Annotated in this window: 21 protein-coding genes and 2 tRNA genes; 6 read left to right on the top strand and 17 right to left on the bottom strand. The window is 70.1% G+C overall.

Annotated elements, in window-relative coordinates; all coding sequences use genetic code 11:
• A partial coding sequence (locus tag D7X55_RS12030) for an FHA domain-containing protein (RefSeq protein WP_147470089.1) occupies positions 1–598 on the top strand: 598 nt, incomplete at its 5' end.
• Positions 599–716: 118 nt separating this feature from the next.
• Here D7X55_RS12030 and D7X55_RS12025 read toward each other — a convergent pair.
• Positions 717–2,399 carry a serine/threonine-protein kinase gene (locus D7X55_RS12025; protein ID WP_120551498.1) on the bottom strand — a complete coding sequence of 561 codons (1,683 nt, stop codon included), beginning with the start codon at positions 2,397–2,399 and terminating at the stop codon, positions 717–719.
• Positions 2,400–2,511: 112 nt separating this feature from the next.
• Here D7X55_RS12025 and D7X55_RS12020 point away from each other — a divergent pair, with 112 nt between their 5' ends.
• Positions 2,512–3,279 carry an FHA domain-containing protein gene (locus D7X55_RS12020; RefSeq protein WP_120551483.1) on the top strand — a complete coding sequence of 256 codons (768 nt, stop codon included), beginning with the start codon at positions 2,512–2,514 and terminating at the stop codon, positions 3,277–3,279.
• 50 nt (positions 3,280–3,329) lie between these two features.
• On the opposite strand, the gene D7X55_RS12015 is transcribed toward D7X55_RS12020, so the two are convergent.
• The gene (locus D7X55_RS12015; RefSeq protein WP_014395767.1) at positions 3,330–3,692 is read right to left on the bottom strand and encodes a TraR/DksA C4-type zinc finger protein; all 363 of its coding nucleotides are present in this window, start codon (positions 3,690–3,692) and stop codon (positions 3,330–3,332) included.
• A gap of 123 nt (positions 3,693–3,815) precedes the next feature.
• Here D7X55_RS12015 and D7X55_RS12010 point away from each other — a divergent pair, with 123 nt between their 5' ends.
• Positions 3,816–4,697: a diadenylate cyclase gene (locus D7X55_RS12010; RefSeq protein ID WP_120551484.1), complete on the top strand. Its 882-nt coding sequence runs from the start codon at positions 3,816–3,818 to the stop codon at positions 4,695–4,697.
• 14 nt (positions 4,698–4,711) lie between these two features.
• On the opposite strand, the gene D7X55_RS12005 is transcribed toward D7X55_RS12010, so the two are convergent.
• The 6 genes from D7X55_RS12005 to dnaK form a co-directional block, all read right to left on the bottom strand.
• Complete coding sequence (locus tag D7X55_RS12005) at positions 4,712–5,281, bottom strand: PspA/IM30 family protein (protein ID WP_120551485.1); 570 nt, start codon at positions 5,279–5,281, stop codon at positions 4,712–4,714.
• 17 nt (positions 5,282–5,298) lie between these two features.
• Positions 5,299–7,581 (bottom strand): vWA domain-containing protein, encoded by a 2,283-nt coding sequence (locus D7X55_RS12000; protein WP_120551486.1) that lies wholly within the window; start codon positions 7,579–7,581, stop codon positions 5,299–5,301.
• Between the two features lie 20 nt (positions 7,582–7,601).
• The gene (locus D7X55_RS11995) at positions 7,602–10,133 is read right to left on the bottom strand and encodes an AAA family ATPase (protein ID WP_120551487.1); all 2,532 of its coding nucleotides are present in this window, start codon (positions 10,131–10,133) and stop codon (positions 7,602–7,604) included.
• Positions 10,134–10,163: 30 nt separating this feature from the next.
• Positions 10,164–10,571 (bottom strand): thiol-disulfide oxidoreductase DCC family protein, encoded by a 408-nt coding sequence (locus D7X55_RS11990; protein ID WP_120551488.1) that lies wholly within the window; start codon positions 10,569–10,571, stop codon positions 10,164–10,166.
• Positions 10,572–10,599: 28 nt separating this feature from the next.
• Entirely contained in the window at positions 10,600–11,463 is an 864-nt protein-coding gene (locus tag D7X55_RS11985) for a hypothetical protein (protein WP_121723130.1), read from the bottom strand.
• Between the two features lie 222 nt (positions 11,464–11,685).
• Positions 11,686–13,599: a molecular chaperone DnaK gene (gene dnaK, locus D7X55_RS11980; RefSeq protein WP_120551499.1), complete on the bottom strand. Its 1,914-nt coding sequence runs from the start codon at positions 13,597–13,599 to the stop codon at positions 11,686–11,688.
• A gap of 427 nt (positions 13,600–14,026) precedes the next feature.
• Here dnaK and D7X55_RS11975 point away from each other — a divergent pair, with 427 nt between their 5' ends.
• Positions 14,027–15,115: a diacylglycerol kinase family protein gene (locus tag D7X55_RS11975; RefSeq protein WP_120551490.1), complete on the top strand. Its 1,089-nt coding sequence runs from the start codon at positions 14,027–14,029 to the stop codon at positions 15,113–15,115.
• 70 nt (positions 15,116–15,185) lie between these two features.
• Here the strand turns inward: D7X55_RS11975 and D7X55_RS11970 are convergent, their stop codons facing one another.
• The 5 genes from D7X55_RS11970 to greB form a co-directional block, all read right to left on the bottom strand.
• Positions 15,186–15,947, bottom strand: a complete 762-nt coding sequence (locus tag D7X55_RS11970) for a cyclopropane-fatty-acyl-phospholipid synthase family protein (protein WP_121723129.1) — start codon at positions 15,945–15,947, stop codon at positions 15,186–15,188.
• Between the two features lie 87 nt (positions 15,948–16,034).
• Complete coding sequence (locus D7X55_RS11965; RefSeq protein WP_120551492.1) at positions 16,035–16,352, bottom strand: YbeD family protein; 318 nt, start codon at positions 16,350–16,352, stop codon at positions 16,035–16,037.
• 34 nt (positions 16,353–16,386) lie between these two features.
• Entirely contained in the window at positions 16,387–17,706 is a 1,320-nt protein-coding gene (locus D7X55_RS11960) for a PhoH family protein (RefSeq protein ID WP_121723128.1), read from the bottom strand.
• Between the two features lie 188 nt (positions 17,707–17,894).
• Positions 17,895–18,890 carry a deacetylase gene (locus D7X55_RS11955; RefSeq protein ID WP_120551494.1) on the bottom strand — a complete coding sequence of 332 codons (996 nt, stop codon included), beginning with the start codon at positions 18,888–18,890 and terminating at the stop codon, positions 17,895–17,897.
• A gap of 16 nt (positions 18,891–18,906) precedes the next feature.
• Positions 18,907–19,443: a transcription elongation factor GreB gene (greB, locus tag D7X55_RS11950; protein ID WP_120551495.1), complete on the bottom strand. Its 537-nt coding sequence runs from the start codon at positions 19,441–19,443 to the stop codon at positions 18,907–18,909.
• 189 nt (positions 19,444–19,632) lie between these two features.
• Here greB and D7X55_RS11945 point away from each other — a divergent pair.
• Positions 19,633–19,705: transfer RNA gene (locus D7X55_RS11945), tRNA-Lys, on the top strand.
• Positions 19,706–19,717: 12 nt separating this feature from the next.
• A tRNA-Glu gene (locus tag D7X55_RS11940) sits at positions 19,718–19,790 on the top strand.
• Positions 19,791–19,881: 91 nt separating this feature from the next.
• On the opposite strand, the gene D7X55_RS11935 is transcribed toward D7X55_RS11940, so the two are convergent.
• From D7X55_RS11935 to D7X55_RS11925, 4 genes are all read right to left on the bottom strand, one after another.
• Positions 19,882–21,141, bottom strand: coding sequence for a lanthionine synthetase C family protein (locus D7X55_RS11935; RefSeq protein ID WP_158626360.1), 1,260 nt, complete (start codon positions 21,139–21,141; stop codon positions 19,882–19,884).
• Positions 21,142–21,247: 106 nt separating this feature from the next.
• Positions 21,248–21,427, bottom strand: a complete 180-nt coding sequence (locus D7X55_RS43310; RefSeq protein ID WP_158626359.1) for a hypothetical protein — start codon at positions 21,425–21,427, stop codon at positions 21,248–21,250.
• Positions 21,428–21,675: 248 nt separating this feature from the next.
• Positions 21,676–22,479, bottom strand: a complete 804-nt coding sequence (locus D7X55_RS11930) for an alpha/beta hydrolase (protein WP_121723126.1) — start codon at positions 22,477–22,479, stop codon at positions 21,676–21,678.
• A 328-nt stretch (positions 22,480–22,807) separates the two neighbouring features.
• Positions 22,808–24,256, bottom strand: coding sequence for an NAD(P)/FAD-dependent oxidoreductase (locus D7X55_RS11925; protein ID WP_233609809.1), 1,449 nt, complete (start codon positions 24,254–24,256; stop codon positions 22,808–22,810).
• Positions 24,257–24,399: the final 143 nt, after the last annotated feature.

Genomic DNA, 24,399 nt, shown 5'->3' with positions numbered 1-24,399 from the left:
CTACAAGCTGCCGGTGACGGGCTGTGTGGTGGGCCGCCAGCGCGGGGCCATCCTCTTCCCGGATGACGTCTTCGTGTCGCCGCTGCACGCCACCTTCCTGGTGAAGGACGGCGCCCTCTTCGTGCGCGACGAGTCGAGCGCGTCCGGCGTCTACGTCACCTTCTCCGGCACGGAGCCCCTGGCGCCGCGCGCCCTCTTCAGCGCCGGTCAGCGGCTGTTCCGCTTCACCGGCCGCGTGGAGTCCCCCGCGCCCGTGGCGGGCCGGCCCACCGCGTACGGCTCGCCCGTGCCGCTGGGCCAGGCGCTGTACGGCGTGGAGGAGGTGCACATGGGTGGCAGGGCGGGCCGCGCGGTGGTGACGGCCGCGGCGCTGCTCACCATCGGCCAGGCGCACTGCGACCTCGCGTACCCCAACGACGAGGGGCTCGCCGGCCGGCACTGCGAGCTCAGCCCCACGGCGACGGGCGCCATGCTGAGGGACCTGTCCGGCGGCCTGGGCACCTTCGTGCGCATCCCGCCCGCGACGGAGCGTCCCCTGCGTCCGGGCGACCGCGTCCGCCTGGGCCAGCACGTCATGCAGGTGGAGACGCTGGGCTGACGGGGCGGCTCGCGCCCGACCGGGCCGGGCATCACCAGGCCGGTCCTACGCGAGCACTCCGGGCGCTGACGGACGCGCTACCGCAGCGCGGATCCGCGGGCCGGTCCTACGCCGGCGCTCAGGGCGCCGAGGGACGCGCCACCGGGCTGCCCAGCCGGACCTCGATGTACGCGCGCGCACGCGAGTCCGGCATGTCGGTCAGGTGGCGCACCCACCAACCGCGGGCCTCGTCGGTGTTGTCGCGCTGCCAGTACAGCTCGCCCAGCTTGAGGGCCAGCTCCGCCTCCGGGTTGTACTGGAAGGCTTCGCGGTAGAGGGACGTGGCGCGGCCCAGCTCGCCGTTGAGCACGTCGCGGTCACCGTCGCGCGTCAGCTTGCGTGCCTTGTCCACGTTGCGCGAGGCGCTGGGAATCTGGCGCTGGTAGTCCGGCACGTCCGCGCCCGCGTTGATGGGACGGGGCGCGTTCTGCGGCGGCTGGTACGCGCCGTTGTCCGCGCCGCTGCCCGCGCCAATGCCGAAGTAGTAGACGAAGAAGCCCACCGCCCCCAGCACCAGCACCGTGGTGAGCGCCTTGAAGAAGAGGATGATGCCCTCGCCGCCACTGGAGGCGGGCGCGACCACGGCGGTCCGGGTGCCCTCCTGCGCGAGCGTGGCCTCCGCGGAGACCGGGGTGCGCGAGTGGGGCAGGCCCTGGACGGTGGCCTCCACCGTCACGTCGTTCCAGCCCGTGTCGTTGCGCGGAGAGTTGTGCGCGGCCTGCGACTTGCGCGGGATGGGGGCCAGCACGCCCGAGGGCTGCGGACGGCGCCCGCCCGAGTCACCGGCGCTGGCGCTGGCGCCCCCGCGGCGGCGCTCCTTGTCCACCGCGAGCAGCTCCGTCTTGAAGGCCGCGGCGTTGGCCGGCCGGTCATCCGGGTCCTTGGACAGGACGCGGAGGATCAGCCGCTCCATGCCCGGGGAGATGCGCGCGTCCGGGCGGCGGCGCGTGGGCGGGGGCGGCTCCTCGGTGAGGTGCTTGGTGGCGAAGCCCACCGCGGAGTCGGACTCGAAGGGCAACAGGCCTGTCATCAGCTGGTAGAGGATGACGCCCACCGCGTACAGGTCCGAGCGGTGGTCCAGCACCGCGCCCCGCGCCTGCTCCGGCGACATGTACTCGGGGGTGCCGCACACGAAGCCCGCGCGCGTGAGGGCCGGGCCCTCGTCCTGCGAGTCGGTGATCTTCGCGATGCCGAAGTCCAGCACCTTCACGAAGTCCGGCTCGTTGCGGCGCTGCTCCACCATGATGTTTTCGGGCTTCAGGTCCCGGTGGATGACGCCCGCGCCGTGCGCGTCCGACAGCGCGCTCAGGATTTGAAGGACGATGCGCACCACGCGCGCCTCGCCCAGCGGCCACTCGCGGCTGAGGAGCTGATGCAGGTCCTGCCCGGCCACGTACTCCATCGCGATGAAGAGCGCGCCGTCGTCGGCCTGGCCGAAGTCCAGCACGCTGATGGAGTTGGGGTGGTTGAGGCGGCTTGCGGCCTTGGCCTCGCGCTGGAAGCGCGCGACGGTGCGCTCGTCCGACAAGAGCGTGTGGCGCAGCACCTTCAGCACCACCATCTTGTCCAGCGCGAGCTGACGGGCGCGGTACACCTTGCCCATGCCGCCCTCGCCGATGAGGGCCTCCACCCGGTACTTGGAAGCAATCGTCTTGCCCACGTATTCGTCGCCGCCATCCGCCGAGCGCAGGAGCGTCGCGCCGCAGGCGGGGCAGTAGCGGGAGGAGTCTTCGGCGTCGGCGCCGCAGGAAGGGCAGTACACGTCAGCGTCCAGTCGGTGGGGCCGGGACTTCACCATGCCGCTCGGGTGGGGAGCAAGCCGTGCGCTGTCGGGCCCCCCAACGCGGCGCGGGCCTGCTAGAAGGGACGCTCGCATGGACGCCGTGGACTATTGCCCCCGCTGTGACACCGAGAATTCCCGGGATGCCACTGTCTGCCGAGCTTGCGGCTCGGCGCTGCGCTCCGGGACCATGGTGATGGCCGTGGCGCACATCTCGTCGCGCCCGCAGGTGTCCATCCGCGTGGTGCGCGCGGACGGAGGCCCGGAGTCGCTCGTGCGCATGCAGCGCGACACCCTCACCTGCGGACAGCAGGCGGACATCGCGCTCACCGACGACCCGTTCATCATGCCCGTGCAGGCGCGCTTCTTCTTCTCCGGCGCAAGGCTCGCCATCGAGGACGTGGGCGGCGCCAACGGCGTCTTCGTGCGCCTGCGCAACGAGCGTGAATTGCCCGCCGGTGGAGAGCTGCGCCTGGGACGCCAGCGCATGGTGCTGGAGCCCATCCCGGCGGCGGCGCTGGGGCCTGGCGGCACGCAGGTGTGGGGCTCGCCGGATCCCGGCTACCGGCTGCGGCTCATCCAGCTCTTGGAGGGCGGCCTGCGCGGCGCGGCCTTCCCGCTCAAGGACGGGGACAACCTGCTGGGTCGCGAGCAGGGCGACATCGCCTTCCCCACGGACGGCTTCGTGTCCGGGCGGCATGCGCTCCTGCAGGTGCGGGGAGACCGGCTGATGGTGCGCGACGTGGGCTCGTCCAACGGCACCTTCATCCGCCTGGCGGGGCCGACCTTCGTCGACAACGGCGATCACTTCCTCATCGGCCGGCAGCTGCTGCGGGTGGAGATCCAGCCCGCGGCGGTCTGAAGCAACGGACCGCACGGGGACACCGTGCGGTCCGGTGAAGCACTACGGCCTCAGCCGTAGGACTTTTCCTTCTTCTCCTGCTCTTCCTTGCAGCGGATGCAGAGCGTCGTCACCGGACGCGCATCCAGGCGCTTGGGGGAGATGTCCTCCTCGCAGCGCTCGCAGATGCCGAAGGTGCCGTCCTCCACGCGCTTGAGGGCGCCGTCGATCTTCTGCAGGAGGAACTTCTCGCGGTCCCGCAGGCGGAAGACCATGGACTGGGTGTACTCGGAGGCGGCCTGGTCGATTTCGTCAGGCAGGTCGTCCGTGTCGAACGAAGACTCCTCCACCAGGGTCTTCTTCGCGCTTTCGAGCAGGCTCGCTTTGCTGTCCTCGAGCATCTTCTTGTAACGCTTGAGATCTTTCTGGTTCACAGCCTGCGGCTCCGTTGGACGGGTAGAGGGGGCCTGCCCCAAAAAAAGGGCCCGAAAGCTTTATTCATGCAGCTGCCAGTGTCAAGCTGACCGGCTTCAAATCGTGGGTTCACGAGGAGCCCCTTGAGCGACAACACGAAGTTCGATCGGGAATTCTTGCGCTCGGCGCTCACCCTGGCCGCCAAGAGCGAGGTCGACCACTTCCTCTACATCAGCGACGTGCCCATTCCTCCGGATGACCTCCGGGGTAAGCCCGCGCGCAAGAAGCTGGTGTACGCGGTGACGTTGGAACCGCTGGCACAGGAGCTCCAGCGCAGGAAGTTCCGCGCGCTGGTCATCCCCGCGTACGACTACTCGCGCACGGAGCGGGTGAAGGTGGCGCTCGTGTCCGCGCTGTCTCAGGGGGCGTTCAAGGAGGGCGACCTCGTGCTCTGCATGACGGGCAAGGTGGGCCGCGCGCCGGACACGCTGATGCAGATGCGCATCGGCGGGTCGCTGGACGACCGGCTGGCCATCGAGGGCGTGAAGCTGGGCGAGGAGTTCAACTCGCAGGTGGTGGACGCGCTGATCCAGCTGGCGCTGCAGATTGGCCAGGAGGGCTTCGAGGGCCATCCCATCGGGACCATCATCACGATTGGCGACCACACGAGCGTGCTGGAGAAGAGCCGGCAGCTCACCATCAACCCGTTCCAGGGCCTGTCGGAGTCCGAGCGCAACGTGCTCGACCCGAAGATTCGCGACGCCATCAAGAACTTCTCCGTGCTGGACGGCGCGTTCGTCATCCGCGAGGACGGCGTGGTGCTGTCCGCGGGCCGCTACCTGTCCGCCAACGACGACACGGTGAAGATTCCCCTGGGCCTGGGCGCGCGCCACGCGGCCTCCGCGGGGATTACTTCCTCCACGCACTGCATCGCGCTCACGGTGAGCCAGACGTCCGGCGCGGTGCGGCTCTTCAAGGGCGGCAACATCGTGCTGGAGCTGCACCAGACCGCGCGGCGGACCTGAAGCAGCCCCCTCCCCTACTTCACGCGCCGGGGCGAAGCGGAGGGCTGGTGCTCCTCGCGGTAGATGTCCGCCAGGGCGTGCGCCTTCTCCACCTCGTCGCGCGCGGCCTCCAGCGCCATCACCCGGTCGAAGCGCTCCACCTGTTCGCGCAGGGCCTCCGTGACGACGCCGCCGGCGGCCATCCGCGCGGACGCGCTCTCACGCTCGATGCGCAGGTCCGCCACGCGCTCGCCCAGCTCACCGGCCGCGCCCAGCAGCAGCTCCGAGTCCCGCTCCGCGCGCCGCAGCGACTCGCGCGTGGACTCCAGCAGGCGCTCGGTCTGCACGCGGTCGCGCTCCAGCACGCCCACGCCCTTCGCGTCTCCTCGGTCCTGCGCCGTCTGGCGCCGTCCGGCGATGTCGCCCAGGCGGGCCGTGTAGCGCGTCACCGAGCGGGACAGCTCGCCCTTCAAGGCCAGCAGCGTGGCGGCGGACTTGCGCACCTCGGCCGCCTGGCGCTCCAGGTCCTCGATGAGCCGATCGAACGTGGCCAGGGGGTCCACGGGCGCCGGGGGTGTCTTCTTGCGTTTGAGGAAGCCGAACATGGCGCGTGCCCTGAAGCCTACCCGAACGGGCGGCAGAGCAGCCGCACCCGTTCCAACGCCTCGCCCACCGGGCGCCCGCCGCCGGACAGCACGGCCAGGTAGCGCGCGGGCGTGAGTCCGTAGACGGACAGCAGGTGCTGCAGGAGCACCACGCTCTCCGTCGCGCGGCGGTCCGTGGGGGCGAGCGACGCGGCCTCGCCCACCGCTTCCAGGATGTCCGTCACCCGCGCCACCAGCTCCGCGCCGGGCGTCTCCGGCACGGCGGGCGCTGCGGGCGTGGGCGGGAAGAGCGCGTCGAAGGAGGCCTCCACGGCCACGCCCGCTCCGGGCGCGCGGCCGGCCGCCACCGCCTCCAGCGCGTCCAGGTGCGGGGCCAGCGCCTCCAGGGCCTCCAGCGAGGCCGGCACGTCGCGAGGCAAGAGCGTGCGCCAGGGCGTGTCGAACTCCGTGCGCGCCCAGCGGATCTCCTCGTCGGAGAGCGGGTGGTAGAAGGCGCGGCCTCCCGCGGCGCGCTGCTCCAGCACCAGGGACTTGAGGTCCGGGTTCTCCTCGCCCAGCGAGATGAAGCTCAGCGCGATGTCCAGGGCGCCCATGGGCGCGCGGGTGCGGCGGATGAGGTCCAGGTCCACGCGGTCCTCGCCGTCGGTGATCAGCACCACCGTGGCGCGAGCGAGATACGGGTCGCGCCCCTGCGCGGCGCGGATGGAGTCGAACGCGGACAGCAGGGCCAGCGAGATGTCCGTCTGCCCCTCCGCGGGTGAGTCCCGGAAGAGCTTCTCAATCTGCCGGGTCGCCTCCGCGGCGGTGTCCACGCGGGCCAGCTCCGTGGGCACGTCGTTGAAGAAGCTGAAGTAGAGCGGGTCGAAGTTCTCTCCGCGCCGCGCCTTCACGCGCAGGTTGTTCAGCTCCGCGATGATGAGGGCGTCACGGAAGCGCGCCCGAGCGCCGTGCATGGAGCCGGAGGCGTCGCAGACATAGACGCGCACGGCGGTGCGCTTCACCTTGCGCGGCTTGGGGGGCGGAGCGTCGTCCAGGTACGTGCGCACGAGCTGCCGGTGCCCCGCGAGGTCCTGGAGCAGGCGCCGCGGATCCGTGATGACGAAGTGGTGGATCTCGTCCAGGCTGCCCGTGGTGGTGAAGGACATCGTCTGCGTCGGATAGGGCACCTGGCGCGGAACGGCGCGCGCGGCGGCGGCGTCCTTCTCGACGATCTCCTCCGACAGCGAGTCCTCCACGTCGAAGTAGCGGGCACACCCCGCCGCCAGGTCGAACGTGGCCAGCTGCTCCGGCTTCAGGGAGAACGCCAGGTCCGCCAGCTGCTCGTCCGGCGCGTCCTCCTTCTCGCGCCCGGAGTCCACCTCGGCGTCCGACTCCCCCAGCCACTGGAGCCGTGCGCCCGCCTCCGCGTCCTCCACCATCCGCGTCAGCCGGGGCTCCGGGGGAAGCAGCGGCGTCAGCGCGCGCCGAGCCGCGGAGGCCAGCTCCGAGTCTCCCGCTTCGATGGCGCGCTCGTAGAGGCCCTGCAACGAACGGTAGGCGCCCCGGGGATCCTTCTGGGCGCTCTCCCGCACGTTGCGCACCAGCGCCTCCAGCGAGCGCGTGGGAGGCACCTCGCGCACCCGCTCGCGTGCCTCCGCCACGTCGTTGCGCAGCGCCATGCTCCGCGCGCGGTCCGCGTCCGTCGTGCCCAGGCGCAGAAGCATCTCGTGGGCCAGGTCCAGGTCACGCCGCTTCTGCACCAGGTCGATGACGTTGTCCCGGGCACGGGCGGCCAGCAGCTCCGCGACGGCCAGGCGGGCATTGGCCGGCGGCCGCTCGCGGGTCGTCCCGGCCGGGCGTTCGAAGATTTCAAACGGCGCGTCGTCACCGCCGGCTGCTTCCAGCGGGCGGCTGAAGAGGTCCGCCACCTTCACCGCGCGGGCCAGCCGCACGAAGCCACGGTCCAGCGCGGTGAGCGCGCCCGACGGCATCTCCCCGGAGCGGTGCGCCCTCTCCACCAGGCGCATGCACTCCTCGAACTCCTCCAGGGCCTGGTTCGCGCGCGCGGCGAGCCCCTGCGCGAGCGCCCCCGCCCTGCCCCGCTGGGTGCCCAGCGCGAGCAGCAGCCGGGCATCGGCGGCGGTATGGACGCCCACGCGGTCCAGCTCGCGGTCGAGCGCCACGAGCACCGGCAGGCCCAGGTCCTCCGGCCCCTTCAGCTTGCGGCCGAAGGGCCAGGACCACGCGCCACCCCGGGCCGCCACGGGCTGGCGGAGCGCATCCAGGCGCTGCCGCAGGGGAGTGAGCCGACGCGCGAGCACGTCTCAGCGCCGCCTTCCATTCACGGCGCGGTCCGCCGCTCCAGCACCTGCCGGCTGAAGCGTCCGAAGTCCTCGTCGATGCCGCGCAGCTGGGCGGACAGCTTGCGCGCGCTGTCTCCCAGTTCGCCCGGGAGCGCCTCCAGCATGCCCAGCGTGGACTTGAGCCGCACCAGCTCACCCTCCTTGAGGGCGAGCTGGGGGAAGCGGCTGCGCACCAGCCGCTCGAAGGTGCGCTCCGCGTCGGCGCGGCCGTTGAGCGCCTCCGGAGCGGGCAGCGCGGACAAGAGCTGCGTCAGCCAGCTGCGCAGGTACTTGATGCGCGACTGGAGGAAGGACAGCTCCGCCTCGGCCACCGCCGCGCGGACCGTGTCGGAGAGGAACGCGGACGCGGACGGGGGACGCGCCGCCATCAACTGGCCGTCCAGGCCCACCAGCGCGGACAGCTCGCCGTCGGGGGCCTGCGCGGACAGCTCGCCCCGGTAGTAGGTGTACGCATCGCCGTTGAGCACCGCGTTGGGCGCCGGAGGCGGGCTGGCCACCTCGCGCGACAGCACCCGGGCGTGCTCGCGGAGGCGGTTCTCCATCAGGTCGCGGCACTCGGCGAGCACCGGCTCCGCCGTCACGCCCTCGCGCCGCAGGTTCTCCGCCACCGCCTGCACCGCGCGGCCGTACTGCTCGATGCGCTCGAACGGGGTGGCCCCCAGCACCTCGCGCGCGTACGCCACGCTCAGCGGCCGCAGCAGCTCCTGCTTCAACCCGGCCTGCGAGGGGTCCAGCGCCGTCAGGGCGTTCTCCAGCTGGGTGAGCCGCCGCGAGTCCGCCGCCAGGGCATCCAGCGGATCCTTGCGGCCCCGGGGCGCCTGCGCGGGGAACGCCGCCGACACGCGGCGCCGCAGCGCGGCCACCACCCGGCGGCGCGTGTCCCGGTCCGCGGCGCGCAGCCGCTCCTGGAGGGACGGCACCGCCTCGCCGAGCATCGCCGCCAGCGAGCCCATCACGCCCAGCTCCTCCTCCAGGTTCTCCGCGAGCCCGACCAGCCACTCCATCTTGACGCTGTCCTCGAACGCGAGCCCCTCCGCCGCGGACGCGCTCATCTCCAGCGCCTGCTCCAGGAACCGCGCGGCCGCTTCACACAGCGCGGGGTAGCCCGGCTTGAGCTCCGGCACCGCCCGGCTCAGCTCCAGCACGTCGCGGATGGCGATGAGCAACGCCACGCCGCCGCGCCCCTCGCCCTGCCCCGTCGCCATGCCGCGCGACAGCCGCTGCTCCAGGGCGGCCACCAGCGCGCGCGCCGCCACCAAGAGCGGCGCCCGGTTCTGACCATGGCGGGGGCCCGGCACCAGCTTGCCCAGCACGGCGCGCGCGGTGGTGGACACCACGCCCGCCTGCCAGTTGCGGCTCAAGCCCTCCGCCGCGTTCACGTCATCCGCGGCCGCGAGCGTCGTCGCCTCGCGCTCCACGCCGCCGCCCAGCTCCTGGCGCACCTTGCCCAGCACCTCGTCGAAGGTGCGCTGCTCCAGCCGGACGATCTCCAGCTGCGCCCGCTCGCGAGGGTCCACCGCCGTCTTGAGCAGCGCGTCCACCTCCGCCGCGGCCGGGCCGCCCAGCAGGAAGAACCAGCGCAGCGCGTCCAGGTCCTCCACCGTGGCCTCGAGCAGCCGGTCCGGACGGCGGTAGATCTGATCGCGCACCACCGCCGCCTTCAGCGTCCAGAGCGCCTTCACCACCGAGCGCTGGGAGAAGTACTTCGTGGGCACGTAGTCCGGCAGCTTCGACACCTGCGCCACGAGCGCGCGCTCCAGCGCGTCCGTGAGCATCTCCACGCCCTCCAGCACGTGGCCGGGCACCTTCACCTGCGCCACCGCGTCCTGGAGGAGGTCCAGCTGCTGGAGCGTCAGCGTGGCGCGCAGGTCCGGCCGCGTCCCGTGCACGAAGCGGTGCAGCATGGCGGCCCGGCTCTCCCGCCGGGCGAAGGCCTTGGGCACGAAGCTGATGAAGCTCAACCGGTCCGCGAACGCCAGGAGCAGCTCCGGCGAGCGCGCGAGCACCTCCGTGAGGTACCGGTTGCTCGTCATCACCACGCACTCGGTGCGGCCGGCCGTCACCTTGCGGCCGTGCTTCAGCTCCCGCTCGTACATCACGTTGAGGATGGAGCGCAGCAGCATGTCCCGGCCGTCGAAGACCTCGTCCAGGAACGCGTGCACCGCCCCCAGCATGCCCTCGTCGGTGAGGTACTCCGTGCGCCCCGTCTCCGTGAGGACCTTGAAGTCCACCGGCCCGATGAGGTCCGTCTGCAGCGTCGTCTCCGCGATCTGCTTGGAGAACAGCGACGGCAGCCCGGACACCTCGTCGGTGATGCGCCCCAGGACGGCGCTGGCGACCGCGCTCTTCGCGGTCCCGGGTGGCCCCACCACCAGCACGTGCTCGCGGCAGAGCAGCGCCAGTTCAATCTGCGTGAACAGCGTTTCCCGCTCCAGGTACGTCTCCCGCAGCTCCCCGAAGAAGCGGCGAAAGGACTGGGCGGCCTGCAGGTTGGGAGGGGGCGAAGTCACGAGGGCCGCATGCTACCCGCGCCCCTCCCCCTATTTGAAGTGCACCGCGCAGGCCCCGTCGGGGCAGTCGCGACCCGCGATGCGGAAGCGGTAGCGGGCCACGACCCCGTACACCGCGTCCGCCAGCTGCCGCAGTCCGGGCACGTAGTACACGTAGAGCAGCCGCCCCAACGGCCGCCGGCCCAGCGCGCGGACGATGGCCTCCGCTCCCTCCAGGACCCGGCCGTCCGCCTGGATGAGCTGCATGGCCTTCTCGCAGCGCTCGAAGCTCACGCCGGGGAAGGCGTCCAGGACGCCCTCGTCGCGGAACGACAGCAGCTGTGTGCCCGTCCCGCCCACCAGCTTGCGCATCTCCCGCGCGGCGCCGCTGCACACGCGGCAGTGGCTGTCGTAGAGGACCACGTCATGTCCCGGCGGCGTCGTCTGGAGCGTCGTCATGGGTCACCTCCCGCTTGCGCCCAGTATGTCAACGCGGCTTGAGCATCTCATGCAGTTGTCCGTGCACGCTGCGCCAGATGTCATGCTGCCGTTCAATAGGATCCATCAGCGCGAGCCCCACCGACGTCGCCGGAGAGCTGCCCTGGAAGGCCGAGTACTGTCGGATGCGCGTGCCTCCGTTGCCGTCGTCGTCGAAGACGAACTGGTTGGTGCCGCGCAGCGGGTGTCCGTCCAGGGTGGTGATGTGGACGACGCGCTCCGTCTCGTTGAGCTTCACGGTGATGGGCGCCCACACCGGCGGCGGCCCCTGCTCCTCCAGGAACAGCCGGGCGCCATCCGTCAGCACGCTCGCCGCCGGCCGCAGGGAGATGCCCGCCGCGCCGAAGAGCAGCTCCGGGTTGCGGAGGAAGGCCTCGAAGGCGTCCTTCGCGGACACGCCGGGAAGGGTGCTGGTGTAGTCCGTGAGCGCCGTGGGAGCCCCCGCGATGGGCGGGCTCGGGTCCAGCTGCGCCAGCTGCGTGCGCGCGTAGGCGTCCATGGAAGGGCCCCTGTCCAGCGTCACGCTGAAGGCGGCGGCCTGGGTCTGCTCCAAGAGCCGCGCCCCCTGCTTCATCTGCTCCATCACGGACCCCGTGGGCCTCGGCGGGAACGCGCCCCCCACGCCGAAGTCGAAGCCATTGCCCTCCCGCGCCCGGGGCGCCACCTGCGGCGCCCTCGCCGGAGCCGGGTTCGGAGCCGGCGCGCCACTCCCCCGAAACACCTCCACGAAGTTGGCCGGAGCGGCCGACGTCCGTGAAGGCTCCTGTGCGCGCGGGGCCAAAGGAAGGGATGCGCCCTCGGGGGCGGCGAGGTCTGGGAGGAGGCCGGACAACAGCGAGTCGATGCGGGACATGACGGGACACCTTCGTGGAAGGACCGCGAGGAACCCGCCCTCCCCTTGCAGCGCCTCCGCCACTTCCTGTCCGCGTGAATTCGCGGGGTTGCTCCCGGCCCTCATCCCGCGCCCGGCACACCCGTCCAGCGCCGCGGAAGAAAATGAAGAAGGCCGGCGCCCCTCGACGGAGCACCGGCCTCGGGTCTTCAGCCCCCGCTTCGTGGCGGGAGGCTCACGGCCTTACGACTGGCGGAACTCGGCGTCCACCACGTCGTCCTTCGCGGACGGCTGGGCGCTGGAGCCCGGAGCCGCGGAGGGCTCGGCGCCCGGAGGAGGCGTGGCGCCCGGCGCGCCGCCGGTGGCCCGGTACATCTCCTCGGCCGCCTTGTAGCTGGCCTGCTGGAGCTTCTCGAGGGCCGCCTTGATGGCGTCCTTGTCCTGCCCCTCGCGGACCCGGTTCAGCTCCGCGACACCCTCTTCGATGGACTTCGCCACGTCGGGGGTGAGCTTGTCCTTGTTCTCCTTGAGCATCTTCTCCGAGGCGTACGCCGCGCTCTCCGCCTGGTTCTTCACCTCGACCAGCTCGCGGCGAGCCTTGTCCGCGGACTCGTTGCTGCGCGCGTCGTCCACCATCTTCGACACTTCGTCCTTCGACAGACCGGACGAGTGGCTGATGGTGACCTTCTGCTCCTTGCCGGTCGCCTTGTCCTTCGCGCTGACGTTGAGGATGCCGTTCGCGTCGATGTCGAACGTCACCTCAATCTGCGGCACGCCGCGCGGCGCCGGGGGCATGCCCGTCAGGTGGAAGCGGCCGAGGCTGCGGTTGTCGCCCGCCATCTCGCGCTCACCCTGCAGCACGTGGATCTCCACCTGCGTCTGGCCATCCGCCGCCGTGGAGAAGGTCTCCGACTTGCGCGTGGGGATGGTGGTGTTGCGCTCGATGAGCTTCGTCATCACGCCGCCCAGCGTCTCCACGCCCAGCGACAGCGGCGTGACGTCCAGCAGGAGGATGTCCTTCACCTCGCCGGAGAGCACGCCTGCCTGCACCGCGGCGCCCACCGCCACGACCTCGTCCGGGTTCACGGAGCGGTTGGGCTCCTTGCCGAACAGCTTCTTCACCGCCTCCTGCACCAGGGGGATGCGCGTGGTGCCGCCCACCAGCACGACCTCGTTGAGGTCCTTGGGGTCCAGGCCCGCGTCCTTCAGGCACTTGCGGCACGGCTCCAGCGAACGCTCCACCAGCGGGCCAATCATCTGCTCGAACTTGGCGCGCGTGAGCTTCACGTTCAGGTGCTTCGGGCCAGAGGCATCCGCCGTGAGGAACGGCAGGTTGATCTCCGTCTGCGTCGCGCTGGACAGCTCGATCTTGGCCTTCTCCGCCGCCTCCTTCAGGCGCTGGATGACCATCTTGTCCTTGCTGACGTCGAGCCCGGTGTCCTTCTTGAACTCGCTGATCAGCCAGTTCATGATCTCCAGGTCGATGTTGTCGCCGCCCAGGTGCGTGTCGCCGTTGGTCGCGAGCACGTCCACGACGCTCTCGCCCACCTCCAGGATGGACACGTCGAAGGTGCCGCCGCCGAAGTCGTAGACGGCGATCTTCTCATCCTTCTTCTTGTCCATGCCGTACGCGAGCGCGGCCGCGGTGGGCTCGTTCACGATGCGGCGCACGGTGAGGCCGGCGATCTCGCCCGCGTCCTTGGTGGCCTGGCGCTGGGCGTCGTTGAAGTACGCCGGGACGGTGATCACCGCCTCCGTCACCTTCTCACCCAGGTAGTTCTCCGCGGCGCGCTTGAGCTTCAGCAGCACCTGCGCGCTGATCTCCGGGGCGCTGTACTGCTTGCCCGCGATGTCCACGCGCGCGTCGCCGTTGGGGCCACGGCCCACCTTGTAGGGGACGAGCTTCGCTTCCTCGGTCGTCTCCTCGAAACGGCGGCCCATGAAGCGCTTCACCGAGTAGACGGTCTGCTCCGGGTTGGTGATGGCCTGGCGCTTCGCCACCTGACCGACCAGGCGCTCCCCGTCCTTCGTGAACGCGACCACCGAAGGCGTGGTGGGAGCTCCCTCTTCGTTGACGATGACCTTGGGCTCGCGACCCTCCATGATCGCCACCACGCTGTTCGTGGTGCCCAGGTCGATTCCGATAATCTTGCCCACGGTTCCCATCCTCTGGAAATGACTGCGTTTTTCCTGCGAAATCCCGATGTATGCCCAACGTAACCACCCCCCCCGGCGTGTCAAACGCGAGGACGGGTTTCCCCGTAGGCCCGGGCACCCAGCGCAAAGGTGATGACGGCCGCTGCGTAGCGCAGTGCGCAGTCCCCCCTGGCTCCCCCCAGGCTCTTTTGAGGCGCCGCGTCACCTGAACGCCATCCGCGCGCCACGGGTGCGTAACGCGCTCTACACCGCCGTCACCCCGCGGTAGCAACCGGGCGGGCATTTTGGACACCAGCGGACCGTTCAACCCCTCGAAATCACATCAGGGTGCCCGGCTAACGCCGCGCGTCAGGGGTTGGCGAGAAAAGTGCACAGTCCGAACCGCGTCACCGCTGTCATACCGCTCCCCGCCCCCCTGGAGTCGTCCATGCTGGTTCAGCCCCTGCGTTCCACGGACTACCGCCGCTCGCCCGCGGCGCTGCCGTCCGCCGAGCCGAAGGTCGCGGTCCTGCTGAACGCCAACGCCCGCAAGGTGGACGCCCGGGTGGTCAAGCTGCTGTCGCACGTGGTGCCGGAGGAGGACCTCTTCCTGTCGCGCTCGCCGCTGGACGCGCGCCGCATCGCGCAGACGGTGCTGGAGCGGGGCTACCCCACGGTGTTCACCGGCGGCGGCGACGGCACCTTCATGGGCTTCGTCAACGAGGTGCTGCAGCAGGTGGGCCCGCGCGGGAAGTTCGCCGGGCAGGCCGCGCCGCGCTTCGGCATCCTCAAGCTGGGCACGGGCAACGGCATCGCGGCGTTCGTCAACGCGTCCAGCACCCGGGGCGACGGCATCCTCAACGACGTGGTGCGCGCCCGCGCGGCGGAGGTCCCCGGCGTGCGCACCATGGACCTGGTGCAGGTGGACGGCCAGCGTGCCCCGTTCGCGGGCCTGGGCGTGGATGGCAAGGTGCTCAACGACTACATCTCCGTGAAGGAGTCGCTGGGCAAGGGCATGTTCAAGCGGGTCATGTCCGGTGGTGGCGGCTACTTCTCCGCGGTGGCCTTCAAGACGGTGCCGCACTACCTCACCAGCTCCGTGCTGGTGGAGTGCGAAGTGGTCAACGGCCCGTCTGAGGCGTACCGCCTGGGCGCGGAAGGCCAGGCCGTGGGCGGGCCGCTGGCGCCGGGCTCGGTGCTCTTCCGGGGCAAGCTGATGATGGCCGCCGCGGGCACCATGCCCTTCTACGGCTACGGCTTCCGCATGTTCCCCCACGCGAATGACCGCCGGGGCTTCCTGCAGCTGCGCCTGGGCCAGGTGTCGCCCACGCAGGTGCTGGCCAACCTGCCCCGCCTGTGGAACGGCCGCTGGGCTCCGGAAGGCCTCCACGACTTCCACGCCCGCGAGGTCACCATCCGCTTCGCGCGCCCCATGCCCTTCCAGGTCGGCGGCGACGCGGCCGGCTACCGCGAGCAGGTCACGCTGTCCGTGGCGCCCGAGTCCATCGAGCTGCTCGACTTCAACGGCGTGCAGTAACGGCAGTCCCGGCGGTTGAAGGGCCCGGAGTCCTCGGGCCCTCCCCCACGCAGCAAGACTCCAACAGACTTCAGCCGCGGTCGCGCGACGCCGGGGGCTTCTCTCCCGGCTCCTTGCGCCGGCCCACGGCGAACGCGTAGCTGACGCCCGGCTTCAGGTTGTGCTCGCGGTGCAGGGCCAGCTCCTCGCGGAAGGTGGCGCTCTCCGGCGCGGCGGCTTCCGGCAGGTGCGCTTCCATGTCCTTGTAGAGCGCGTCCAGCTCCGTGTCGTGCAGCGACTCCACGGACTCCGGCTCGAAGCCGCCGTTCTCCAGCGCCTGCAGGAGCTCGCGCGGGAGCAGCAGCGGCGCGCCCAGGCGCTTCTCCCAGAAGTCCAGCACGGGCTTGGGCGTGAAGCGGCCCACGCGCGCCGGGAAGGTGAAGCCCACGCGGCCGCGCTTGCCCAACAGCGGGCGGAACACGCGCAAGCACACGTCCAGCGGGTAGTGCACGCGCCCTGGCACGAGGATGCCGTGGAAGGGCCCATCCAGCATGCCCAGCGCGTCCGGCGCCACGCGGCGCACCTCAATGCGGTCCGACAGGCCCTGGCTGCGCACGCGCTCGCGGACGGGGGACACCAGCGCTTCGTCCGTGTCCACGGCCACCACGGAGCACTTGAGCTCCTGGGCCAGCAGCACGGCGGCGCTGCCCTCCGGACCACAGCCGAGCACCAGCACGCGGGAGCCCTGTTCGAGCTGGGCCACCTTGGCGAAGCGGCGCGTGGCGTCGTCGGATCCGAACGCGCGCTGCGCCCCCGGCGGGTGGTACAGCGGGAAGTGCTCGGCGGGACTCATGCCACCCTCATATACGCACCCTGGCCGGACTTCCAGCCGCCGGCCGCCTCCGGGCGCCCTGGGGCATCCGCCCGCGCACCGCCTGCCTCACAGGTAGTAGACGATGCGCGGATCCTGGTGCAGCTCGGCGTAGATGGCCCGGCGCTGCTCCTCGGACAACAGCAGCACGGACACGCTCAGGGACACGAACTTCCCCTTGCGGCTGTGCTGCACGTGGATGGAGTCCGGGGAGACCTCCGAGCCCAGCTTCCGGCGGAAGAGCGAGCGCACGTGCTCCTCGAAGCCGGGCGTCTCCTCGACCGTCGCCTTGCCCATCACCTTGTACTCGTAGACGGAGGGGTACTCGACGAGGGGCTTCTTCTCCTCGCCGGGGGTGCCGGGCTTGTCGGTGCCGTCCTGGGTCATGACTCGTCTCTATCAGGCACGGGCCTTCGGCGCTCTACAGCAGGTTGGCCGCCAACTCGGCCAGCATGCTGCGCTCGCCCTTGGCCATGGTGATGTGGCCGGCGATCTTCTCGTTCTTGAAGCGGTTGACCACGTGCACGAGCCCGTTGTTCGTGGAGTCCACGTACGGGTTGTCGATCTGGAACGGGTCGCCGGTGAGGATGATCTTCGTGTTGTCGCCCACGCGGGTGAGGATGGTCTTCACCTCGTGCGGCGTGAGGTTCTGCGCCTCGTCCACGATGATGAACTGGTTGGGGATGCTGCGCCCGCGGATGTACGTGAGCGGTTCAATCTCCATCAGCCCCAGGTCGATGAGCTCATGGTGGCCGCGCCCGGCCTTCTTGTCCGCGCGGCTGAGGTTCATGAGGAACTCGACGTTGTCGAAGATGGGCTGCATCCAGGGGTTCAACTTCTCCTCGACGCTGCCCGGCAGGTAGCCGATGTCGCGGCCCAGGGGGAAGATGGGACGGCTGACCAGCAGCTTGTGGTACAGCCCCTCCTCCGTCACCTTCTGCAGGCCCGCGGCGATGGCGAGCAGCGTCTTGCCCGTGCCCGCCTTGCCGACGATGGTGACGAGCTTGATGTCGTCGTTGAGCAGCAGGTCCAGGCAGAAGGCCTGCTCCATGTTGCGCGGCCGGATGCCCCAGGTGCCTTCCTTGCTGCTGCGCGCGAGCGGCACCAGCCGCGCCTTGGCGCCGTTGAAGCGGGCCATGGCGGTGTGGGACGGGTTGAGCTCATCCTTGAGCAGCACCAGCTGGTTGGGGAAGAGCCGGTCCTGGGCCGGCACCTCCACCTCGCCGCCGGGCTTGTAGAGCGCATCCACCATCTCCGTGGGGACGAGCAGCTCCGTGAAGCCGGTGTAGAGGTCGGTGATTTCGACGCGCTCGGTGTCGAAGTCCTGGGCGGACAGGCCCAGGGCGTCGGCGCGGATGCGCAGGTTGGTGTCCTTGGTGATGAAGACGGCCTGGGTTTCCGGCTCGGTCTCCATCAGGTCCAGGGCCACCGCGAGGATGCGGTTGTCCACCAGGTTGCTGTCCGCCATGGAGGACGGCAGCGAACGGTCGGTGAAGGCCACGCGGAGCATCCCGCCGTGCGGCAGCGGGACGCCCTCCTTCATGGAGCCTTCCGCGCGGAAGGAGTCCAGGTAGCGCGCCACCAGTCGCGCGTTGCGCCCCAGCTCGGAGAGATCGCGCTTGAACTGATCGATCTCCTCGATGACGTAGATGGGGATGATGACGTTGTTGTCCTTGAACCCGTAGATGCTGCGGGGGTCATGGAGGAGGACGTTCGTGTCGAGGATGAAGTTCTTTCGCATCGAGGGCTTCGCGACCTGACCTGGTTCGGGTGCGATTGCTGACGGCGAGCGACGACCTTGGGTGACCGACGACGCTCAATATAGGCACCGAACGAGGGGCCACCAGCCGCATTCCCGTCTGAAAGCACGGCGGTCCGTCCGAAACAGCACGCCGCTCCAGGCTCGAAACAGGGCGCTACAACGCCCCCTCAGGGCGTCGCGGCCGTGCGCGGCGCAGCGGGCGCGGGCTCCCCGGCGTCCTGGTACAGCGACGCGGGCGCCAGCGGATCATACCCGAGCATCTCCACCACCCTCTCGGGCGGGGGGCCGGGAGGCATGCGGGCCCAGGGGAAGCGCGCCTGCAGCGCCTCTTCGTCTAGCGACAGCGTCTGCTTCGAATGGAAGCGCCACGCCCGCTGCCAGCCGCGCGTCTCCAGCCGCCGGGCCACCCGGCGCGACAGGGGGCTGATCATCGGCGTGGGCGTGAAGAGGGCCGGCTGCCCCTCCGCGTCCCGCATGCAGCCCAGCTCCACCGCCCATGCCAGCACCCAGCGGGGCCAGCCGCGGCCCGCGCGGCGAAGGGCGCTGAAGTGCCCTTGCTTCGCGCCATCCACGAAGGTGAAGCGCGGCTCGTAGACGCACGCCGCGGAGAACGTCGCGGGCATCAGCGCCACGCCTTCCGCGCCGATGCGGCGGGCCATGAGGTGCAACAGCTCCATCAGGTCGCGCGACAGGGAGAGGCCGGGGTGGAGCTGTCCCGGCAGCGGCGGGCGGTTCCAGTCGAAGGGGCGCCCCGGGTGCTGCAACAGGAGGCTGTCCACGTAGAGCAGCGGGGCTTCCGCGGTGGAGCGGGTGAAGCCCACCTCCGCGCCCGGGGCCTGGCGCAGGGACAGGTCCACGACGGGCGAGTGGTAACGGCGGCTCAGGAGGGTGATGCGCGGCTGGAACGGGTCCTGGCAGGACAGGCGCAGCTCGACGGGGCCCACCCGATCTTCCAGGCGCTGGGCGAAGCCGTAGGCCTGGAGGGCGCGCTCCAGGCCCTCGCGGCTGTAGGTGCCGAACGCCAGGCCCACGCGGTCGGCGCCGGGCTCCAGGCCCAGGTCGTCCAGGGACAGGGGTGCCTCCGCGGACGCGGCCAGGTCCACGCTGCTCAGGCGCGAATAGGTGCGGCGAGCATGGGAGCTGAGCTCTGGCGTCCGGGGCATGGGGGCGTCCTGCGTCCTAGTCGTAGCGGATGTCCACCAGGGTGAGCTCAATCTCACCCCGTGGGCGCCGCACCTCCACGGTGTCGCCCTGGGACTTGCGCAGCAGCGCGCGGCCCATGGGTGACTCGACGCTGATGCGGCCTCCGGAGGCGTCGATCTCGTCCGAGCCGACAATCTGGTACGTGCTGCGCGTTCCGTCCTCGTCCTCCAGGGTGACGGTGGCGCCGAAGTAGACTTTCGAGCGGTCCCCCTGTTCCGAGGGGGTGACGATGGTGGCGGTGTCCAGGCGCTTCTGGAGGAAGCGGATGCGCCGGTCGATCTCCCTCAGGCGCTTCTTGCCGTAGATGTATTCGGCGTTTTCTGAACGGTCGCCCTGGGCGGCGGCGGCGGAGACCTCCGCGGTGACCTTGGGGCGGGCCTCGTTGAGCAGCTGGAGCAGCTCGCGGTGCATGCGCTCGGCGCCCACGCGGGTGAGGTAGCGGCGGAACGGGGCCTGCTCCCCTGCCTCTTCGTCCTCGGGGGTGTCGGGCGGTTCAGGAACTTCCTGGGACATGCCCTGTGTATAGCGCCCGGTGCTGACGGATGGAGGGGGCCCGGCAGCTGGATGTTCACCGGGGCCAGGACGGAGCGTGTCAGGAACGAGCGCCTGCGATCGCCAGTGGAACTCCCCGGGCGCTGCTGGTAGGAAGCGCCTCGCGGAAGCCGCTGGTGGCCCTGCGGTCGGTGCGAAAAAAAGAATAGCGAGTCGCTAGCTCAGCTGGTAGAGCACCGGCCTTTTAAGCCGAGGGTCGGGGGTTCGAGCCCCCCGCGACTCAAGCAGTGACGACGTCCCCGTCGTCTAGAGGCCCAGGACGCTGGCCTTTCAAGCCGGTAACACGGGTTCGAATCCCGTCGGGGACACTGAAGGACCGAGGCCGGAAGCCGCTGAGACCCAGCGGTTTCCGGCCTTGGTGTTTTCAGGCTCCAGCCCGTCTCCAGGATGTCCTCGCGGCTATTGCACTCCACGCAGGGACATCAGCAGCACCCGGTCCCACGTAGGCTCCACGGACGAGGCCGCCGCCAGCAGCGCGAGCGCGATGCCCGCGGTGCCCTCCAGCAGGCCGGGGCGCTCCGCCCACACCTGAGTGCCCCTGTCATCCCAGGTCATGTAGGCATAGCCACCAATGCCTTGGCCCGGCTGTCGCTGCCGGAGCGTGATCTCCAACCACCGGCGGGCGGCGGTGGCGAAGACCTCTTCTCCGGTGGCTTGATAGAGCCGGTTGTAGACGTGGAGCAGCCCGGCCGCCCCGTGACACAGCGGCACGTCCGTTACACCCGAGTCCTCCACCGGACTCGAGGCGGCGGCTTGCGCCATCGCCAGCGCATCGGCCTTCCAAGTGGCTTCCCCGACGGCGCGGGCCGCGGTGTGCATCGCAAGCGAGGCGCCGACGTCTCCGTAGCACCAGGCGGGACGAGACGGTGACGGCGCCCGGTCCGGAAGAATGGCGTGCGGAAGCCGCATGCCAGCCTGGGGCAGACGCTGCGCCATCACCCAGTTCCATGCGCCGCGCAGCAACCGCCACGCGTGCTCCACCGCCACCCCCGCCCGCACGGCTCCAGCCAGCACGGGGATGAGGCCCGGCACGCCGTGCGCCACGCCCAGGTCGTACCTCCCGTGGGGCTGCTCCCGCTGCTTCTCCTCGGGGAGCCACTGGGGCTGGGTCTTCCAGGTGAGCCCCTCCGGGCGTTCCTCGGCCAGTTCCGCGAGCCGGGACACCACACCTTCCAGGCAGCGCCGGGCGTCCGCGCGTGGCAACCGCTCCAGCGCGTACACGCCCAGCCCCGCCAGTCCGCTGATGAGGTCGAAGCCCGCCGTCCATGGCGACACGCCGAGACGCCGGGCGAGCACCGCGTCCACGTCCTCCAGTCCGTTGCCTTCCTCCTCCTCACCGCCCCCCGTCAGGTGCTCGACGGCCCAGGCCACGCCCGTCATGCCGGAGTACAGCGTCGCGCCCATGGGACGCGAGGCCACCGCGTCCATCGCTTCGCCCAGGAGTCGCTCGGCCATGACAGCGTCGTGCGCGGAGGCGTGCACGCGGTCCAGCCACGTGAAGAGCAGGGCCAGGCCCGCGGCCCCGCCCGACAACGAGGCGGAGAGAGGGACTCGCCGCGCATGTTCTTCCAGGGACTCCGCCAGCTCGCGCGCCACCCGCAGCGCGTGCTCGCGCGACTCACCTTCCACCAGGGGACGCCATCCCGCCGTGCCGGTCATCCGCCTATCGTATGCGGTCAGCCCCAGCTCGGCAGGGCTCCTTGCCGGTCGCATGCCCCCTGTAGCCGTGCATGCGACCGGAGTTTGTCTCGGAACTTCTGGCGACTCAGACGCAGGTTGACGTCTGGCACCTGGCCGTAGGGCACTCCCGTCCTTCCGTGAGAATGGCAACCATGCCTCCCACCACGCCATCGAGCAATGGAAGGGCATCGCCTTCGATGTTGCGCAACGTCTCGCGGTTGAGGGTGAGCTTGCGCTTCGGTGCAACCTTCTTGGGTTCACTCATACGCTTCCTCCTGGTTCATTCGATGCGTGGGATTGCCACGCCCGGCTGGGTCCCACTGCGTCCCAAGACGCAGGGCAGAGACCCTATACAAAGGGACCACTCCATTCCAGACACTCTGTCCCCTGACGCAGGGAGCCAGCATCGCAAGGCCCTGTCGTCGTGGAAGGACCGAGGCCAGAAGCCGCTGAGACCCAGCGGTTTCCGGCCTCGGTGTTTTCAGGCGGATAGGAAGAAAGACCCTGCTGTCGCTATGGGAGATGCGCCGTTACGAAGGCCATCGCCCGAGCGATGATTTCGCGGGAGCGCTCGACGTCGTCCAGGACGTCGAAGGTGTGACGGCCTTCCGGGTGGTCGGCGAAGTCAATCTGAACGTCGGCAGCGGCCGCTTCGCGCATGAAGGCGTCAATCGACTGGTTCACCATCGGCGAATCCTGGCCGGCCCGGGCGACGAAGAGGGGCAGCCCCTTGGCCCGTGTCCCTACGAGCGCGGCGGGCGAGTAGGCGGCAGCCTGCTCCAGGAGGACGGGCGGCGCCCCCGGAGGCACGAGGGCCCGGACGTCGAGGAGCGCATAGAACGCAAGCACGCAGCGCACGAAGGTCGGGCGTTCGCGGAGGACCCACGAGAGCTGCGGTCCTGCGCCTGAGAAATACCAGAGCGCGATCCGGGACGGGTCCACGTTCAGCCTGTCCGCGTGGCTCCGGACGTACTCCACCGCCGCGGCGATGTCGCTCTGGGAGCGAGGGTAGTCCTCCGGCGCGTGCAGGCGATGATTGAAGGCCACCCCCACGAACCCGGACGCTGCCGCGAGCGCCGAGTAGGACTGGAAGATGCCCCACTGCTTGGGTGGCACGCCCTCTCGCGGGATGGGGCCGCCGTGGACGAAGAAGATGGCCGGCACCCGGGCTCCGGATGGGAGGTCGGGCGGCAGCTGCAGGTCCATCAGCAGCTGCTCGTCTCCGTCCACGCGGTAGACTTCGTTGCGCCGCGTTGCCGTGTGGTTCATCCCTTCGACGCGGTAGACGATGGGCTTGCTCAAGTCGATCTCAGCCATTTGGGTCCTCACTCGCGAAACAATTGCGTGAGAGCGCCGGAGGCGTTCGAGAACGGCCGTATACGGCTCGCCGCTCTGCTTCTGGAGCGCACGAGCCCTCTTCTTTTCATTCCGACGGACGGTCATCGCCTGCCTCGACGCGGTGCGAAGCCCCATGCGCTCGCGTTCCGCAGAGGAAGCGATGCGACCTGCTGCACAAAGCCCGAGGAATCGAATCCCCTTCGTCCCAGACCTTCACCAGGCATGGGCTGGTGATGGGACTGCGCGCGAGCAGGCCGCGTTCAGTGAAGGGAACTTGATCTCCTGGCGGGATGTCAAGCCACGGCGGCTACCCCGTGGACTTCTGGACCGGGACAGGGCTTGGACGCGGGGGCGTGAGAGGGGGAGGCCGTGTCCCGGTATTCGCCAGTCGCTCGAGAGGGCGGAGGAGCGACATGACGCCATGGCCCAACACGGGCAAGGCCACGGAGGGCTGGAGAACCGCCTCCAGCCCCGCGTGCAGGTGCAGTATCCGGTAGAACTGGCGATGGACGTGTGCGTCGGTCGACGTGCGCTCCATCAGCCGCAGGATGTACCAGTGCAGCAAGCCCAGCCCGAAGGGCCGCTTCCCGACGGCCTGCGGATACAGCAGGTCCATGCCCGTGCCCAACAGCCACGGGAGCCGGATGACTTCAGGCAGCCGCTCGCGGAAGCGCTGCGCCAGGCCTGAGAGCTCGCCTCGTTCGGCCTGCTCGCGAAGGCAGGTGTCCAGCAATTCCGCGCCAAGCCCCGCCACCGACATGCCTTGCCCGTAGAGGGGGTTGAAGGCACACGCGGCGTCTCCCAGGATGACCAGCCCCTCGGGAAAGCGGGGCAGCTTCTCGTAGTGCCGCCACCGGCAGTCCTTCACCTTGTGCTGGGAGATGGGCCCTATCGGCGTGGCCTCTTTCATATAGTTGTACAGGTCCGGACGCGTCAGTGAGCGCGCGTACTCGAGGAACCCCGCGTACTCGGTGGGGGCGTGCTCCCCGAAGTAGCCATTGAGGGTGACGAGCCACCGGCCTCCCTCGACGTGTGAGATGAAACCCGCGCGCCAGGCCTTGGGAGGACTTGGATAGAGGAAGAGCGCCTTCCATTCCTTCTGGAATTGAGGCGGCGGCTCGTGCAGGCACGTCGTGTAGGAAAGGTCCACGATGACCTGCTCTTCCTCCGGGCGCGCGTAGCCAATGGCATCCAACCACTGAGGCATCCGCGAGCCCCGGCCACTGGCATCCACGACGAGGTCCGCCTCCCACGACTCCTCGCCCTGGGGTGTCTTGACCCGGACGCCCGTGATGCGCCCCGTGCCCTTCTCGTCGCAGATGAGCCCTTCGATGGAGCAGCCCTCGCGCACCTCTACATTCGGTCGCGCCTTCACCCGGCGCAGGACGTTCCACTCGAGCAGGGGCCGGGTGCACAGCAGCCCGAGGATGCCGCTGGTGCGGCGCAGTTTCCACACCCCGAAGTGGTGCCAGGCGAGGTCTCCACTCGAGTCGATGAGCTCGGCGCCCTGGACCTGGAGTTGCTCGAACAGGTCCGGGAAGTACTTGTCGAGGATGCGCCGGCCCGTGTCCAACAGCACGTGGATGTGCGGCCCTTGCGGAACACCTTTGCGCGCGGCGGGCCCCTCCCCCCGGACATCCCGCTCCACCAGCGTCACCTTGTCGAAGTGGTCCGCGAGCACCCGCGCGCTCAGGAGCCCCGCCATGCTGCCGCCGATGACCACGGCGCTTCCGAATCTGCGTCCAGGGGTGTCCAAGTCCCATGCCTCCAAGTGTGACGGGCCGGGGTAATGGATCGCAGTCGGGTCACCCAAGCTGTTCACAGCGGGGGCGGCCAAGCGGATCGCGACGGGGTCGGCCAAGCGGATCGCAGCGCGGAGCAACTGGGGCGGCGGTCCGT

It is taken from the genome of Corallococcus sp. AB049A (genome assembly GCF_003668885.1).
Taxonomy (GTDB): Bacteria; Myxococcota; Myxococcia; order Myxococcales; family Myxococcaceae; genus Corallococcus; species Corallococcus interemptor.
Note: the sequence above shows the minus strand (reverse complement) of the source record. Positions and strands in the feature narration are given on the sequence as shown.

What these genes read in the sequence shown, in the direction of transcription:
- D7X55_RS12020 (WP_120551483.1), top strand. Translation starts at nt 2,512, where the DNA reads ATGGACGCCGTGGACTATTGCCCCCGCTGTGACACCGAGAATTCCCGG.
- D7X55_RS12005 (WP_120551485.1), bottom strand. Translation starts at nt 5,281, where the DNA reads ATGTTCGGCTTCCTCAAACGCAAGAAGACACCCCCGGCGCCCGTGGAC.
- D7X55_RS11990 (WP_120551488.1), bottom strand. Translation starts at nt 10,571, where the DNA reads ATGACGACGCTCCAGACGACGCCGCCGGGACATGACGTGGTCCTCTAC.
- D7X55_RS11985 (WP_121723130.1), bottom strand. Translation starts at nt 11,463, where the DNA reads ATGTCCCGCATCGACTCGCTGTTGTCCGGCCTCCTCCCAGACCTCGCC.
- D7X55_RS11975 (WP_120551490.1), top strand. Translation starts at nt 14,027, where the DNA reads ATGCTGGTTCAGCCCCTGCGTTCCACGGACTACCGCCGCTCGCCCGCG.
- D7X55_RS11970 (WP_121723129.1), bottom strand. Translation starts at nt 15,947, where the DNA reads ATGAGTCCCGCCGAGCACTTCCCGCTGTACCACCCGCCGGGGGCGCAG.
- D7X55_RS11965 (WP_120551492.1), bottom strand. Translation starts at nt 16,352, where the DNA reads ATGACCCAGGACGGCACCGACAAGCCCGGCACCCCCGGCGAGGAGAAG.
- D7X55_RS11960 (WP_121723128.1), bottom strand. Translation starts at nt 17,706, where the DNA reads ATGCGAAAGAACTTCATCCTCGACACGAACGTCCTCCTCCATGACCCC.
- D7X55_RS11955 (WP_120551494.1), bottom strand. Translation starts at nt 18,890, where the DNA reads ATGCCCCGGACGCCAGAGCTCAGCTCCCATGCTCGCCGCACCTATTCG.
- greB (WP_120551495.1), bottom strand. Translation starts at nt 19,443, where the DNA reads ATGTCCCAGGAAGTTCCTGAACCGCCCGACACCCCCGAGGACGAAGAG.
- D7X55_RS11935 (WP_158626360.1), bottom strand. Translation starts at nt 21,141, where the DNA reads ATGACCGGCACGGCGGGATGGCGTCCCCTGGTGGAAGGTGAGTCGCGC.
- D7X55_RS43310 (WP_158626359.1), bottom strand. Translation starts at nt 21,427, where the DNA reads ATGAGTGAACCCAAGAAGGTTGCACCGAAGCGCAAGCTCACCCTCAAC.
- D7X55_RS11930 (WP_121723126.1), bottom strand. Translation starts at nt 22,479, where the DNA reads ATGGCTGAGATCGACTTGAGCAAGCCCATCGTCTACCGCGTCGAAGGG.